Here is a 13,785-nt window from a genome sequence, read left to right on the forward strand (position 1 = left end):
GAAGCTGATTCGGTTACTTTGGAGGGGAGCTCCGAATTTTATCTGTAGAAGCCGTGTCAACAAAGAAATCCTCCTTTCCGTACTTGCGGAGAGGAGGATTTTTTAAGCTTCGATGCCAAGGCACTATATGGTTCCTGCTGCTTTTAAGCGGATGCCTGCTGGTCCCATTCCTTTAGCTTCTTGTCCGAGGGAAGAAAGAAGGTCAACAGTCCGAGCAGCGGCAGGAAGCTGACCATTTGCATAACCGCCTCCAGATGAAACTTGTCAATCAGGCCGCCCAAGGCTACCGCTCCCAATGCTCCGAGTCCGAAGGCCATGCCGGTGATCAGTCCGGAGACCGTTCCGACCTTGCCTGGAACAAGATCTTGAGCATACACTACGGTGACTGAAAAGCTGGATAAAATAATAAGTCCATTGATCAACAAAATGACGTAGGCCCAAAATGCATTAGCATACGGCAGCACCAGCGCTAAAGGCGCGGAGCCGAGCATGGAGAAGAAAATCATATTCCGCCGTCCGAAACGGTCCGCAAGCGGCCCTCCGAGGAAGGTGCCGACGGCACCGGCAGCCGCAAACAGGAAGATGTAGATTTGCGCATGCTCCAGAGACAGGTTGAATTTCTCCATTAAATAAAACGGGTAGTAGGTCGATACCCCGGAATGGTACCAGGATCTGGCGAACACAAGAAAAATCAGCATCGTAAACGCAAAGGCGATCTGCTTCTTACGGGCCGGTCGGTTGGCATGTGCTGCGGATTTTTTGACCGGTCTCGGGTTTGCCGCCATATAACCGCTGTACCACCGCGCAATATACATTTGAACGGCTATGGCCAGTCCGGCCACAAGAACGAACCAAATGGCCCCTCGCTGTCCAAGAGGAGCAAAGATGAGCGCCGTCATGATGGAGGCCAGGGATTGTCCGGCGTTGCCGCCTACCTGGAAGATGGACTGTGCCAGCCCGCGCCGTGAGCCTGCAGCCATGTGTGCGACGCGCGAGCCTTCCGGGTGAAAGATGGCGGAGCCCAGCCCGACAAAAATGACGGATACGAGAATCATGCCGTAATTGGGCGAAAAGGCAAGGCCCAGCACCCCTAGGCATGTCAATCCCATTCCAAGTGGGAGCATGTAGGGGGAGGGCTTGCGGTCAGAATATAAGCCGATGGCCGGCTGCATAAGCGAAGAGGTCATGTTAAGGGAAAAGACGATAATCCCCGCTTGCATGTAGCTTAGTTGCATCGAATCCTTAAGAATCGGCAAGATGGCCGGAATAATCGACTGGATGGAATCATTGAACAAATGAACGATGCTTATGGCAAGTAAAATTCGCATGACAGTCGGCTTGAGACTGTGCTGCGGGGCCGATTGCAGTCTTGCGCCGGCGGCCTCCGTTCCGGATGATGCTGCTTGCATAATGGCTTTCTCCTCTGCTAGTACGATGATGTCAGGATGGCTGAATGGTTCCTAACGCTTCTCCCATTTTGACTTTGCTTCCGACATGCAGGTCGCTGCGGCTTAAGAACGTATCGCTCTCCATCAGCAGCACGACGGTGGAGCCGAACTCGAAGTAAGCGAGCTCATCCCCGCGCTGCAAGGTGTTGGGCAGCGGCTTCACGTACTGGATGCTGCTCACGTTCATCGCTCCGACCTTTACTACGGCCACTTCGCCGCCCTCATGCTGCATATAGGTGATCAATCTTTCGTTACGGCTCAATACTCTGCGCATTTGGCGCAAACCGAACTCGTTCACCGGATATACTTTGCCCGGGACGTGCTCTTTCTCGATAATGTTTCCGTCAATCGGGGTATGAATCCGGTGATAATCGGTCGGGCTCAAATATAGCACGAAATAAAATCCGTTCTTATAATTCACCGTACGGGGCGAAAAGTTAAGCAGCTCCTCAACGGTATAATCTTGTCCCTTGACGTTAACGATCAAACCTTCTTCTATCGGTCCCATGCCGGTAATCGCTGCATCAACCGGACTGACGAGGGTATGCTCGGCAGTATCGACCGGACGCAGCCCGGATTTCAAACGTCTCGTAAAAAAATCATTCAGAGAAGCATACTCCGACAGATGCTTCTCGGCGTCTTGAACCGGAATGCCGTATATTTTGGCAAAGCGCGGGATCAATCCGCGGCTTGCTCGGGATTTCGCAAAGGATCCGGTTAACCGGGAGATCGACTTGCGGGAGGATAGCTCCGTCAGCAAGCGGAAAAAAGGTTTCATCATAACTGTTCATTCACCTATTTCTTCATAGTGTGGGTCTACCGAATATCTTGACACAGAACAGGGTCCAACGCAAGAAAAAAAGCATGGCCCTACAGGAAGGAAAGGGACATCTGCCCATACGCAAAACGGCGATGTTTCGGTGCCCAACCGGCTCCGGTATCGGCAAGTGAGGAGAGCCGTCTATTTCTGCGAACCGGATAATGCACATTTAGCCGTTGACTTTTATCCCAATCGTGCTAAAATGATATTTGTCACTAGGGGAGCCGAAAGGCTGAGACTGGATCGATAGATCCTAGACCCTCTGAACCTGATCTGGATTGTACCAGCGTAGGGAAGTGGAGAACGTTAGAAGCGTGTTATCTACGTACATGCAGGCCACTTCCATGTTGTTGATGGAGGTGGCCTTTTCGCGTTGTCCTGTCAGAACAAGGTCTGGGCTGAGGCCCCGAGCATCATCATATTTAGAAAAAGGAGTGGATGGAAATGTCCAAAGGGTTAAAGCTAACCGACATCCTGGTCACCATCGTCATCGCAGTTGTGTTCGGCATCATTTATCGGTTATGGGGAGATGTGTCCAACGTCGTAAAGCTGGCGGGCTTGCAGCTGGATCAGCTTGTCTACGGGGTATGGTTTATGGCGGCTACGGTAGCGGCACTGATTATCCGCAAACCGGGTGTAGCGCTGCTGGCGGAGGTGGCCGCGGCTTCCGGGGAGCTTCTTACGGGATCGCAATACGGGATTGAATCCTTGACCTACGGGATTGCTCAAGGTTTGCTGGCTGAGCTGGTATTCGCCTTATTCCGGTACCGCAGCTTCTCGATAACGACGGTTTCCCTGGCAGGGATCGGTTCGGCTGTCGCTTCGCTTGTTTTCGACGCGTTCAAAGGGTACTTGATCGATCTGCAAACCTGGAATTTGACGCTGTATTTTGCTTTCCGCATCGTCGGCTCGATCTTCTTCACGGGGATGTGCGCGTACTGGCTGGTGAAAGCTCTGGAGGTTACCGGGGTGACACAGCTTGTCCGTCCGGCGAGCAGCGCAGATTACCAGGCCTTGGAGCGTAAAGGATGATGCAGCAGGAATGTGCATCTGTACATGGACTACGTCTCAAATTCGCCGGCAGTCCGACGCTTCTGTTCAACGATATTTCGTTCTCGGTTCAGACAGGGCAGAAGGTGCTGCTCCTCGGACCGAGCGGATGCGGCAAATCTACGCTGCTTCAAGTATTGACCGGGCTCGTTCCCAATGTGATCGAGGTCCCTGTCAAATTCGACGAGATTGCCATTCCTGCCTCATGGGGCTATGTATTTCAAGACCCGGATACCCAATTCTGCATGCCGTACGTAGATGAAGAAATGGCGTTCGTACTGGAGAATCTGGGGGTTCCGCGGGAGGAGATGAGCGGCAGAATCAGCGACGGGCTGCGGCAGGTAGGACTCGAGCTTCCCGAGCTTCACATGCCCATTCAAGCGATGTCCCAGGGGATGAAGCAGCGTCTGGCGATAGCCTCCGTACTGGCCCTGGAGCCGGAGGTTCTGTTCTTCGACGAACCGACGGCGCTGCTGGACCCGGAGGGCACCCGGCAGGTGTGGGATACCATCAAGGCCATAGGAAGGGACAAAACGGTCGTTATCGTAGAGCATAAAATCGATGAAATCATCGGATTTGTCGACCGGGTCGTGCTGTTCTCCCCGCAAGGGGATATCTTGGCGGACGGCCCGCCTGCCGACGTATTCGGGCAGCATAAAGAAAAGCTTAAGGAGTACGGGATCTGGTACCCGGAGGTATGGGATGATTACGTCTCCGGACCGGCTTACAGGTCGCTGCGGAATGCTGCAGAGGAGAATCCTGTGCCGGCATCGGGATTGCTTAAGCTGAGCGATTTTAGCGCCTACCGCGGCAGGGAAGCGAAGCTGCGTGTTGAGAAAGCGGCGGCAAGCTCCGGCGAATGGATTGCTGTAGTGGGCGAGAACGGAGCGGGCAAGAGCACGCTGCTTCAAGCCCTGATGCAGCTCATTAAGACCTCGGGCGCTTACGAGCTGGCTGGACGCGGCGTTAAAGGCTTCAAGGATGTGGCGGATACCGCAGCTTACGTCTTTCAAAATCCGGAAATGCAATTTGTAACCCATTCCGTGCTGGACGAGGCGGCGTTCGGGTTCCGCCGCGGGCGGAAGCCGGATGCCGAAAGGCTTGCGCTGGAGCTTCTGGCCGAGTTCGGTCTGGAGGCCCAGCAGAACCAGCACCCTTATCAATTATCGCTCGGCCAAAAACGCCGTCTCAGCGTGGCGACGGCAATGTATCAGGCACAGCGGGTTATTTTGCTGGATGAGCCTACGTTCGGACAGGATGCGGCGAACACCTTCGCGATTCTGGAGAAGCTTGAGGCCTGGAGACGCCAGGGAACAACCATTATTATGGTCACGCATGATCTGGAGATCGTCCGGTGGTTCGCAACCCGGGTCTGGGTCGTGGAGCGGGGAAGGCTCGAAGCGGACACGACGCCGTCGCATTATTTGCAGAAGGAAGTGAAGGATAGTGGACAACTTATTGGCTTACGATGAAACCTGGCTGCACCGAGTGAATCCGAGCTTCAAGCTGCTGCTGTCTCTGGCCTTGTTCTTTGTCCTTCTCTTCACGGACAATCTTAATGTTCTGGTCAATCTGACCCTTGCCCAGCTGATTCTTCTGCTGTGCTTTTCGGGACAGCCTCTGCACCGGCTGCTGCTGATGTTCCTGCCGTTCGGACTGCTCTTCGTATCGTCCTCCATGTCCATGATGCTGTTCGGAAAAGGAGACACGACATGGATTCATTGGGGATTGATTCGGGTTACGGAGGAGAGCTTCTACCGCGGGCTTCATATCGGCTTGAAGACCGTCAACATGGCGCTCACAGGATTGACGTTTGCATTGACGACAAGGCCCGTCGCCTTGTTCTACTCGCTGATGCAGCAGTGCAAGCTGCCTGCGAAATTCGCTTACAGCTTTATGGCCGCCTTGCGGCTGATTCCCATCATGGCTGCCGAATTCCAGACGCTCGGCATGGCGCTGAAGGTGCGCGGCGTTAAAAGGCGCGCAGGTTTAGGAGGCGTGTATGAGACGCTAAGGCTCTACGCGATCCCTCTGCTGGCGCAGAGCATCCGCCGGGCGCAGCGTATTGCGGTTGCGATGGAGGCCAAGCGCTTCTCGGCTTCGCGCCATCGTACATTTTATTATCGGATCGGATTTTCCCAGCGCGATGTCTATTTGCTTTTCTATTTGGCGGTGACGGTGTGCGCTGCTCTGTATTTGGGCCAGCATTTTCCTTATTTCCATGTAGGAGATGTAAGGTATAAAGTCGTCTGATCTTGACGATAGGATGTAAGCAAAATTAAAGGAGGAACTGCCATGAAATTTTCACAAGAGCTGCGTCAAGCAGTGGAGGACAGCTGGAATGCAAGCTTTCATCATCCGTTCGTTCAAGGAATTGCTAACGGCACCCTGCCGCTTCAATGCTTCCGTTATTATGTGCTGAACGATGCTTACTACTTATCCCAATTCGCCCGTGTACAGTCCCTGGGCGCAGCCAAAGCGGCCGACCTTGCCACATCTAACCGGATGACCGTTCACGCTCAAGGAACTTACAATGCGGAGCTGTCACTTCACGAAACATTCTGCAAACGAATGGGCATTACGGCCGAAGAACGTGCCGCGTTTCAGCCGGCGCCGACCGCTTACGCCTATACATCGCATATGCAGCGGGTAGCCTATAACGGGCATCTGGGCGACATTATCGCCGTGATTTTGCCGTGCTACTGGCTGTATTACGAAATCGGCGAGAAGCTTCAGGGATCAACCCCGGAGGAGCCGATCTACCGCGAATGGATTGAGGCTTACGGCGGCGAATGGTTCCGGGAGCTGGTGCAGGAGCAGATCGATCGTCTGGACTCTATTGCCGCAGAGGTATCGCAGGCCGACCGCGATCGGATGAAGCAGCATTTTGTGATAAGCAGTCATTATGAATATTTATTCTGGGAAATGGCTTATACGCTTGAAGCGTGGCCAGCCTATAAATAAGAAAGAGTACCTGTATATCCCCTTGCGGTTAACAGTGAAAAGAGTTCATGCAATGCTGGACTTAACACTGTAGACCGGAGGGGATTTTTATGAGACGAGGAGCAATACTTTTTTGCGAATGATAATGCTGTTTCAGGTCTCCTCCAAACATAAGAACTTGTGGGCATGTGCACTTATTTTACAATCTCTATCAGGTATTCTAATTTATTTATTTCGTAAGTAGGTTTAAAGGATGTAGTATTTTCCTTGTGCTTTGGATTGAACCAACAAGTATCAATACCATAGTTAATTCCACCTTGAATATCAGAAGTCAACGAATCGCCTACCATTAGCACGTTGGATTTGTCTGTAATCTGAAGCTTATGAAAAGCATAATCAAAAATTTCTGTTTGTGGTTTTTGGAATCCAGTTAATTCAGAGATAATAATATGTTCAAATTTACCTCCTATCGGGGAATTATTAATTCTAGATGTTTGTACATCAGTGAAACCGTTAGTAATAATTGCTAAGCGTTTATGCGAGAGATCTTTAATGACTTTTTCAGCTCCTTGGACGAGGTGCGATTGCTCTCCAAGAAACCCCAAATAATCTTGATTGAATAAAACTGCATCAATTTCAAGTTCATGTTCTAAAAATAATCTCTTAAATCTCTCTGAACCTAGTTCAACAAGGCTCAATTTTCCATTTTCTAATTCTCCCCATAACACTTTATTAATTTCTTGGTAACTCTTTTTGAACAGCCTTAAGCTATTTAATAGATTATATTTTTCAAGGACTTTTTTAAAAGCTTGTTTCTCCGATTTAGAAAAATCAAAAAGTGTATCATCTATATCAAAAAATATAATATCGTAATTCTTCATTTTGTCCCCCTATTTTCAAATCTAATTCATATATAAACTCCAAAATTGAGTTCTTTATATTATGACCAAGCTGGTGATGAGAATCAACTAAAAATGGCTGACTTCATAATACGAAAGGGAACGATAGTTTTACTTCGCATTTGAAGTGATTCTCGTTTCCTCTACATGATGTTTTACAAAAAAATAGTTTATAGCTAACGTAATATTGGAGATAGCATCCTAATAAATTGAAAATGGAAGCGCACACACCCTGGTCCATTCATCCAAGTCTAGGCAGCTGCCTGCAAGAGCTGCGGCGCAAAAAACGATGGGAGGCTGAGCGTATGAATGCCAAAGCGGTGGATTACAGTCGCATTGCCAATTCTCCTCAATTTAAAGCTTTAATCGCAAGGAAAAAACGATTTCTAGTGCCGATGTCTATCTTTTTCTTCGCTTATTACTTCGCGCTGCCCCTTTTAACCTCCTATTCCAAAGTGCTGAATGCTCCGGCCTTTGGCTCGGTATCCTGGGCGTGGGTTTTCGCCTTTTCCCAATTCATTATGACTTGGGCGCTTTGTATCGCGTACTCCCGCAAGTCCAGCCAATATGATGCGATGATCGAGGAAATTACGAGAAATAACGCGTCTTGAATCGGGTAAACCGCACGGTGAAAAGCCGAAGGAGGAAAAAAGGATGAATACGTCTGCATTCATATTATTTTTGGGGATTGTGGCCATCACCTTGATCATCACCTATTATGCGGCCAAAAAGACCAATTCGACGAACGAGTTTTATACGGCGGGCGGGGGATTGACGGGATGGCAGAACGGATGGGCGATTGCGGGAGATTATATGTCGGCAGCCTCGTTTCTCGGTATTGCGGGAACGATTGCTTTATCGGGGTTTGACGGCTTTTTCTACAGCATCGGCTTTCTTGTAGCTTATCTGGTCGTTCTATATCTGGTTGCTGAGCCGCTGCGCAATCTTGGAAAATATACAATGGCGGATATGATCGCGGCAAGGTTTAACAATAAAAAGATTCGCGGGGTCGCAGCGTTGAACACGATTACGATCTCGATCTTTTATATGATTGCCCAGCTGGTGGGGGCAGGGTCGCTGATTAAGCTGCTGTTAGGGTTGGATTACGTGACCTCCGTCTTGATCGTAGGGGCTTTGATGACGGTGTACGTGGTATTCGGCGGCATGCGTGCCACTTCGTGGGTACAGATTACCAAGGCGGTTCTTTTGATGGGGGGCACCTTCATCGTCTCGATCATCGTGCTGGCGAAGTTTCACTTCAGCATTACCGAAATGTTCGAGCAGATGAAGACAGCGACACCGCTGAAGGAAAGCTTCCTGAATCCCGGGAATAAATACAAGGTGCCGCTGGATACGCTATCCTTGAACCTGGCGCTCGTGCTAGGAACGGCTGGCTTACCGCATATTCTGACGCGCTTCTTCACGGTGAAGGATGCGCCGACGGCAAGAAGCTCCGTCGTTCATGCAACCTGGCTGATCGGAATTTTCTATATTATGACGATCTTCCTTGGCTTCGGCGCAGCGGCCTTCGTAGGCTACGATAATATATTGGCCGCGGACAAGGGAGGCAATATGGCGGCTCCGCTATTAGCCAAAGCGCTTGGCGGCGACCTGTTCTTCGCCTTTATTTCGGCAGTAGCGTTCGCGACCATTCTTGCAGTGGTGACCGGACTGGTGCTGGCTGCAGCCTCTGCCTTCGCCCATGACTTCTATACTCATATTATCCGTAAAGGAGATGCAAACGAGAAGGAGCAGATGAGCGTCGCTCGCTGGGCTTCCGTGGGGGTAGCGGTCGTTTCCATCCTGCTGTCGCTGTTTGCACAAAAGCTGAATGTGGCGTTCCTCGTGTCCGTCGCCTTTGCTATTGCGGCAAGCGCGAACCTGCCCGTAATTCTGTTTACTATCTTCTGGAGACGCTTTAACACGGCAGGTGCAATAACCGGGATGCTGACAGGCTTGATCAGCGCACTCATTCTGGTTATTGTAAGCCCGAGCGTCTGGAGTCCCGAGCCGGGCAAGGCCATCCTGGTCGGGCAAGCGCTGTTCCCTTATGCGAACCCGGGCATCATTTCCATACCGCTCGGCTTCCTAGGCGCATGGATCGGAACCTGGCTGTCACGTTCATCCGATTCAGCGAAATATGATGAAATCCTGGTTAAGGCGCATACGGGGATGAAGCTGTAGAGCTGCAGCTGTATCAGTCATTCATAGCAGGGGTGGCGAGACAAGAAGCAAGAAGACCGAGCGCGGTATACGCCCGGTCTTTTTTTGCTTGCTAAGCATCCTTATCGCTTCTTCATCTCGAAAAACTCACAGGAGCTTCGCGAATGATAGGTCACATCGCTGACTCCCGCTTGCGTCACGATGAAGGAATCCGTAAAGCGGGTAATCACGACGCCGGAATCCACAATATGATCGTCCTGAAACACGCGTACTTTGGACTGACGGTCCATCGCTTCCTGAAAATCGGCATCGGTGACGAGTCGGCGGTTCATGGCCATGGGTCAGAATCTCCTATTGTATCCATATTTGAAAAGGCTATCGCCTATTATAACAGAAAAGGAGACGGGCTTGCAGACCTTGAGTGAAAAGCTCGTGACCCCATTTCCAACTTGTGGTATGTTGGATGGGCGGAGGCTTCGCACAATCGATAAGGGAGAAGGATAGGAATGAAGAAATGGGTTGCGCTATTGCTGCTGGCCTCTCTCTGCCTATATCAATATTTCAGCTTGAATACCGCGGATCAGGATCCGTTCCTGATTACGGACTACAGCCGGCTGCATCCTGTCAAGGTGGAGCGGGTCGTGCAGGGCCGCGAGGAGGAGCAGCTGGTTCATCTGCTGCAGGAAGCACGGGACAAGCATCTTACCGTATCCATCGCAGGCCAGCGGCACAGTCAGGGAGGTCATACCTATTATAAGGACGGTATCGTTGTCGACATGACTTCATTTAATAAAATCATCTCCATGGACCTGCAGGCGCGAACTATCCGCGTTCAGGCAGGCGCGACGTGGAATGATGTTCAGGAGGCCGTCAATCCGTATGGACTGTCGGTCAAGACGATGCAGTCCCAGAATATTTTTACCGTAGGCGGATCTATCAGCATCAATGCCCATGGAAGAGATATTCGCAATGGCTCCTTAATCAAAAGCGTGGAGTCGTTTCGACTGCTGACGGCCGACGGCCAGGTGAAGCAGGTGAGCAGGACTGAGCATGCGGACTTGTTCCCTCTGGTTCTGGGAGGCTATGGTTTGTTCGGCATTATCCTGGATGTGACCTTAACGCTTACGGAAGACGAAGTATACAGGATATCAACGGAGAGGATGACGGTTGAGGATTACAGCGGATATTTTAGAAGCCAGGTTCAAGCCGAGCCCGATATCCATATGCACATCGCCCGCATCTCGGTTGCTCCGGATTCGTTCCTTAAGGAAATGTATGCCATCAATTACAAGGTGGATAGGGAGCTCCCTCTTCGGCAGTATCAATCCTTGAAGACAACGGAGGATTGGGTGATACCGACCAAGCTGCTGTTTCAGATGAACCGCGCCTCGGACAGCGGAAAGAACATGTTCTGGCGGATGCAGCAGTGGTATTTCAACCGGCAGCAGCAGTCGGTCATCAGCCGAAACAATGCCATGCGGTCGGAATCGCAGTTCATGGAGTACAGGGAGGCAGGCAGAAATGACCTGCTTCAGGAATACTTTATTCCGGTCAATGAGTTTTCCTCTTTTGTCCAAAGCTTTGGGGAAGTGCTGAAGGACGAGCATTTGAATTTGCTGAACATTACGGTGCGTTATGTCAATCAGGATCGGGAAGCGGTTCTCTCTTACGCTCAAGAGGATATGTTCGCTCTCGTCTGCTTGTTTAACGTTCCTTTGTCGGACGAAGGGCAGGAGAGATTCAAACAAAGCATTCAAAGTGTTATCGATCGGGTTATTGCCCACAAGGGGAAGTATTATTTGCCGTATGCGGCGTATCCGAAGCGGGAGCAATTTGAGGCGGCCTACCCGCGTTCCCGCGAATTTTGGGACAAGAAATCCGAGTACGACCCCGAAGGGTTGTTTATGAATTATTTTTACCAACAATACAAGGGGGACTAGCCTGATATGAAGCTTCGCTGGCTTATCCGTTCACAAAGCATCGTCACGCTGGCGGGAGGAATGATTTATCCGTATTATCTGCTGTTTCTAAAAAACCTGGGGAACAGCTATTCCAAGTACGGGCTTGCATTCGCTGTCTTTACGATAAGCTCGGCTGTCGTATCCCAATGGATCGCGCCCAAGCTAGACCGATATGCCGTAACGATACTTGCAGCAAGCTCCGCGGGCATGATGATCGTCATGCTGCTGTTCCCGTGGGTTTCCTCATACGTGTGGGTACTCCTGCTTCAATGGATCATGGGCAGCTGCAACGCGCTGCAAAAAACAACCGAAAAAGTGCTGCTGGCCGATTATACCGAAAAAGGGGACCGGGGCGGAACGGTCGGAACGTATCATTTTTGGACTTCGATTGCTTCCGGCTTCGCCGTTTTGCTGGGGGGCTTCATGATGGATTGGATGACGATGAACGCCTTGTTCTATGCCAGTGCCCTATTATACGGTGTCGGCGCATGGGTCGTATGGCGCCAAAGGAGAGAGAAATTGGATAATTTAGGACGCTAATATTTCGATGGAAAAAATATTTTTTTATTGAAGTGCAACCTTTCCTTCTTATCGTCGTATAATCAAGGTTGGTATATAACCTACTATACGTAAACATGGAGAGGAAGATTGTATTAGAATGCTTCATAAGGAACAAGACGGCTGGCGTAAGGACATCGCGCCATACGAGAGACCCCGCATTAAGAGCAGCGTATGGCAAATCATTAATACGGTTGTGCCGTTTTTCCTGCTTTGGTATTTAGCTTATGTGAGTTTATCGGTTTCATTTTGGTTAACCCTGTTATTGGCCATTCCTGCCGGCGGATTTCTAGTTCGAATCTTCATCATTTTCCATGACTGCTGCCACAAATCGTTTTTTCGAAATAAAGCAGCGAACGAAATTATCGGTACCATTACAGGAATTATGACCTGCTGCCCCTACAACCAATGGAGGCACAGCCACTCGGTTCACCATGCGACAAGCGGTAATTTGAACAAGCGGGGAACGGGGGACATATGGACTTTGACGGTTGAGGAGTATGGAGCTTCCTCATTTCCTAAACGATTGTTGTATAGGCTCTACCGCAATCCGCTGGTCATGTTCGGTCTCGGTCCGATCTACATCTTCCTGATCGATTATCGGTTTAATCGGAGAAATGCCGGCTTTAAGGAAAGAATGAACACATACATTACCAATCTTAGTATAGTCGGGACAGCCGCTTTGCTTTGCTGGTCTATTGGCTGGCAATCCTTTCTTATGGTGCAGGGCCCGATATTCTTCATCTCGGGTGCTGCAGGGATTTGGCTCTTTTATGTTCAGCATCAGTTTGAGGATACGTATTATGAGAATGAGGAGCATTGGGATTATGTTCAGGCGGCTTTGAAGGGAAGCTCCTTTTACAAGCTGCCTCGAATCTTACACTGGATTACGGGAAATATCGGCTTTCATCATATTCATCATTTGAGTCCTCGTGTACCGAATTATTATCTTGAGCACGCTCATAACGCGAACCCGGTATTGAGGGACGTCAATACGATTACGCTGTTAACCAGCTTGAAATCGTTGAAGTTCAGAATATGGGATGAGGATAGCAAGCAGTTTGTAGGCTTTAAACATATGAAGCAGCTTAAGGTAAAACCGAAAATAGAATAAAGAAGCGTTAAAGGAGAAGGCATTCGTGAGGGAATGCCTTTTTTGTATTTATAGCGAACCATGGTCAGAAGAAGGTCGTCCCGTCCCCATAAATAAACCGCTCAAGCTCGGATAGCTTTGCGTCGGATAACGTCTCCGAATTGTCCAGGTAGAGGACCGGGCACGCGGAGGAATCCCATTGAATCGTCTTGCGCGTTAAGGATGGGCTAAAGCTGCTCCAGTTATTCAGCTTCCAATCGTCCAGCTCCGAGCCTCTCGCCGTAATCCGTTCGCGATAGACGGAAGCGTCGCGCAAATAAACGTACACTGCCTTTACCTCTACCTCGCGAGCCGCCGCTCCGATACGATTCAGCTCCTGGTCAAGCCACGAGACATTCTCAATTTCTTTGGTAAACGGGCCGACGACATAAGTGTCGATTCCGAGTTCAAGGTTTTCCAGGGCGGCATCCATCGTGATCCGATAGCCCAGGTCGCGGCAGTGTTTCTTGTATACAGGGGAGTCCCGATCGGTAGGATCCAGTCCGGATAGCGTCATAATCGTCTCGGCTGCCGGACGCAGCAGCGTGTCCATATCGAAAAAGGCAGGACGATGCTGTCGCGCTAGCGCCTTAGCCAGAGTGGTCTTTCCTGCGCCCGCAGGTCCTATGAAAAACACGAGTTTGGGCATAGCTTCCTCCGTAAGGTTATGATTAGTGATACAAGTCTCCCCATATTGTAGCATAATCTGGAACTCGCGTAGTATACAGTGGAGTTAGTTATTGGGGAAATCGGAGATTGGCTGAAGCAGATTGATATTCATTCGCTATAAACTTTTTGGTAATAACCTACA

The 13,785-nt window shown here is 50.3% G+C and carries 14 protein-coding genes and 1 riboswitch; of the genes, 9 read left to right on the plus strand and 5 right to left on the minus strand.

Annotated elements, in window-relative coordinates:
• Nucleotides 1–143: 143 nt before the first annotated feature.
• Nucleotides 144–1,409 carry an MFS transporter gene (locus B1728_RS09085; protein ID WP_079909882.1) on the minus strand — a complete coding sequence of 422 codons (1,266 nt, stop codon included), beginning with the start codon at nt 1,407–1,409 and terminating at the stop codon, nt 144–146.
• A 31-nt stretch (nt 1,410–1,440) separates the two neighbouring features.
• The gene (gene asd / locus B1728_RS09090) at nt 1,441–2,229 is read right to left on the minus strand and encodes an archaetidylserine decarboxylase (RefSeq protein ID WP_079909883.1); all 789 of its coding nucleotides are present in this window, start codon (nt 2,227–2,229) and stop codon (nt 1,441–1,443) included.
• 246 nt (nt 2,230–2,475) lie between these two features.
• A riboswitch (TPP riboswitch) is annotated at nt 2,476–2,580 on the plus strand.
• Between the two features lie 132 nt (nt 2,581–2,712).
• Between asd and B1728_RS09095 the strand changes: the two genes are divergently transcribed.
• Genes B1728_RS09095 through tenA form a run of 4 tightly spaced genes read left to right on the plus strand, consistent with a single transcriptional unit; the run spans nt 2,713 to nt 6,282 of the window.
• Nucleotides 2,713–3,300, plus strand: a complete 588-nt coding sequence (locus B1728_RS09095) for an ECF transporter S component (RefSeq protein WP_079909884.1) — start codon at nt 2,713–2,715, stop codon at nt 3,298–3,300.
• On the plus strand, nt 3,297–4,790 hold the full coding sequence (locus B1728_RS09100) for an ABC transporter ATP-binding protein (protein WP_079909885.1): 1,494 nt from the start codon (nt 3,297–3,299) through the stop codon (nt 4,788–4,790). The genes B1728_RS09095 and B1728_RS09100 overlap by 4 nt, the downstream gene beginning before the upstream one ends.
• Nucleotides 4,765–5,571 (plus strand): energy-coupling factor transporter transmembrane component T family protein, encoded by an 807-nt coding sequence (locus tag B1728_RS09105; RefSeq protein WP_144027814.1) that lies wholly within the window; start codon nt 4,765–4,767, stop codon nt 5,569–5,571. The genes B1728_RS09100 and B1728_RS09105 overlap by 26 nt, the downstream gene beginning before the upstream one ends.
• Nucleotides 5,572–5,613: 42 nt before the next feature.
• On the plus strand, nt 5,614–6,282 hold the full coding sequence (gene tenA / locus B1728_RS09110; protein ID WP_079909887.1) for a thiaminase II: 669 nt from the start codon (nt 5,614–5,616) through the stop codon (nt 6,280–6,282).
• 173 nt (nt 6,283–6,455) lie between these two features.
• Here the strand turns inward: tenA and B1728_RS09115 are convergent, their stop codons facing one another.
• Nucleotides 6,456–7,142 carry a YjjG family noncanonical pyrimidine nucleotidase gene (locus tag B1728_RS09115; RefSeq protein ID WP_079909888.1) on the minus strand — a complete coding sequence of 229 codons (687 nt, stop codon included), beginning with the start codon at nt 7,140–7,142 and terminating at the stop codon, nt 6,456–6,458.
• 323 nt (nt 7,143–7,465) lie between these two features.
• Here B1728_RS09115 and B1728_RS09120 point away from each other — a divergent pair, with 323 nt between their 5' ends.
• On the plus strand, nt 7,466–7,771 hold the full coding sequence (locus B1728_RS09120) for a DUF485 domain-containing protein (protein ID WP_079909889.1): 306 nt from the start codon (nt 7,466–7,468) through the stop codon (nt 7,769–7,771).
• 43 nt (nt 7,772–7,814) lie between these two features.
• Nucleotides 7,815–9,344: a solute symporter family protein gene (locus B1728_RS09125; protein WP_079909890.1), complete on the plus strand. Its 1,530-nt coding sequence runs from the start codon at nt 7,815–7,817 to the stop codon at nt 9,342–9,344.
• Between the two features lie 101 nt (nt 9,345–9,445).
• Here B1728_RS09125 and B1728_RS09130 read toward each other — a convergent pair whose 3' ends face one another.
• Nucleotides 9,446–9,661, minus strand: coding sequence for a hypothetical protein (locus tag B1728_RS09130; protein WP_079909891.1), 216 nt, complete (start codon nt 9,659–9,661; stop codon nt 9,446–9,448).
• A 168-nt stretch (nt 9,662–9,829) separates the two neighbouring features.
• Here B1728_RS09130 and B1728_RS09135 point away from each other — a divergent pair, with 168 nt between their 5' ends.
• From B1728_RS09135 to desA, 3 genes are all read left to right on the plus strand, one after another.
• Nucleotides 9,830–11,263, plus strand: coding sequence for an FAD-binding oxidoreductase (locus B1728_RS09135; RefSeq protein ID WP_079909892.1), 1,434 nt, complete (start codon nt 9,830–9,832; stop codon nt 11,261–11,263).
• A gap of 6 nt (nt 11,264–11,269) precedes the next feature.
• On the plus strand, nt 11,270–11,824 hold the full coding sequence (locus B1728_RS09140; protein WP_079909893.1) for an MFS transporter: 555 nt from the start codon (nt 11,270–11,272) through the stop codon (nt 11,822–11,824).
• A 118-nt stretch (nt 11,825–11,942) separates the two neighbouring features.
• Nucleotides 11,943–12,956 (plus strand): Delta(5) desaturase DesA, encoded by a 1,014-nt coding sequence (gene desA / locus B1728_RS09145; protein WP_079909894.1) that lies wholly within the window; start codon nt 11,943–11,945, stop codon nt 12,954–12,956.
• A 64-nt stretch (nt 12,957–13,020) separates the two neighbouring features.
• Here desA and B1728_RS09150 read toward each other — a convergent pair whose 3' ends face one another.
• On the minus strand, nt 13,021–13,623 hold the full coding sequence (locus tag B1728_RS09150; RefSeq protein ID WP_079909895.1) for a P-loop nucleotide/nucleoside kinase family protein: 603 nt from the start codon (nt 13,621–13,623) through the stop codon (nt 13,021–13,023).
• Between the last annotated feature and the right edge of the window lie 162 nt (nt 13,624–13,785).

The organism is Paenibacillus sp. 32352 (assembly GCF_002042965.1).
Classification (GTDB): domain Bacteria; phylum Bacillota; class Bacilli; order Paenibacillales; family NBRC-103111; genus Paenibacillus_S; species Paenibacillus_S vulneris.

What these genes read in the sequence shown, in the direction of transcription:
- B1728_RS09085 (WP_079909882.1), bottom strand. Translation starts at nt 1,409, where the DNA reads ATGCAAGCAGCATCATCCGGAACGGAGGCCGCCGGCGCAAGACTGCAA.
- asd (WP_079909883.1), bottom strand. Translation starts at nt 2,229, where the DNA reads ATGATGAAACCTTTTTTCCGCTTGCTGACGGAGCTATCCTCCCGCAAG.
- B1728_RS09130 (WP_079909891.1), bottom strand. Translation starts at nt 9,661, where the DNA reads ATGGCCATGAACCGCCGACTCGTCACCGATGCCGATTTTCAGGAAGCG.
- B1728_RS09125 (WP_079909890.1), top strand. Translation starts at nt 7,815, where the DNA reads ATGAATACGTCTGCATTCATATTATTTTTGGGGATTGTGGCCATCACC.
- B1728_RS09120 (WP_079909889.1), top strand. Translation starts at nt 7,466, where the DNA reads ATGAATGCCAAAGCGGTGGATTACAGTCGCATTGCCAATTCTCCTCAA.
- B1728_RS09135 (WP_079909892.1), top strand. Translation starts at nt 9,830, where the DNA reads ATGAAGAAATGGGTTGCGCTATTGCTGCTGGCCTCTCTCTGCCTATAT.
- desA (WP_079909894.1), top strand. Translation starts at nt 11,943, where the DNA reads ATGCTTCATAAGGAACAAGACGGCTGGCGTAAGGACATCGCGCCATAC.
- B1728_RS09150 (WP_079909895.1), bottom strand. Translation starts at nt 13,623, where the DNA reads ATGCCCAAACTCGTGTTTTTCATAGGACCTGCGGGCGCAGGAAAGACC.
- B1728_RS09095 (WP_079909884.1), top strand. Translation starts at nt 2,713, where the DNA reads ATGTCCAAAGGGTTAAAGCTAACCGACATCCTGGTCACCATCGTCATC.
- tenA (WP_079909887.1), top strand. Translation starts at nt 5,614, where the DNA reads ATGAAATTTTCACAAGAGCTGCGTCAAGCAGTGGAGGACAGCTGGAAT.
- B1728_RS09100 (WP_079909885.1), top strand. Translation starts at nt 3,297, where the DNA reads ATGATGCAGCAGGAATGTGCATCTGTACATGGACTACGTCTCAAATTC.
- B1728_RS09115 (WP_079909888.1), bottom strand. Translation starts at nt 7,142, where the DNA reads ATGAAGAATTACGATATTATATTTTTTGATATAGATGATACACTTTTT.
- B1728_RS09140 (WP_079909893.1), top strand. Translation starts at nt 11,270, where the DNA reads ATGAAGCTTCGCTGGCTTATCCGTTCACAAAGCATCGTCACGCTGGCG.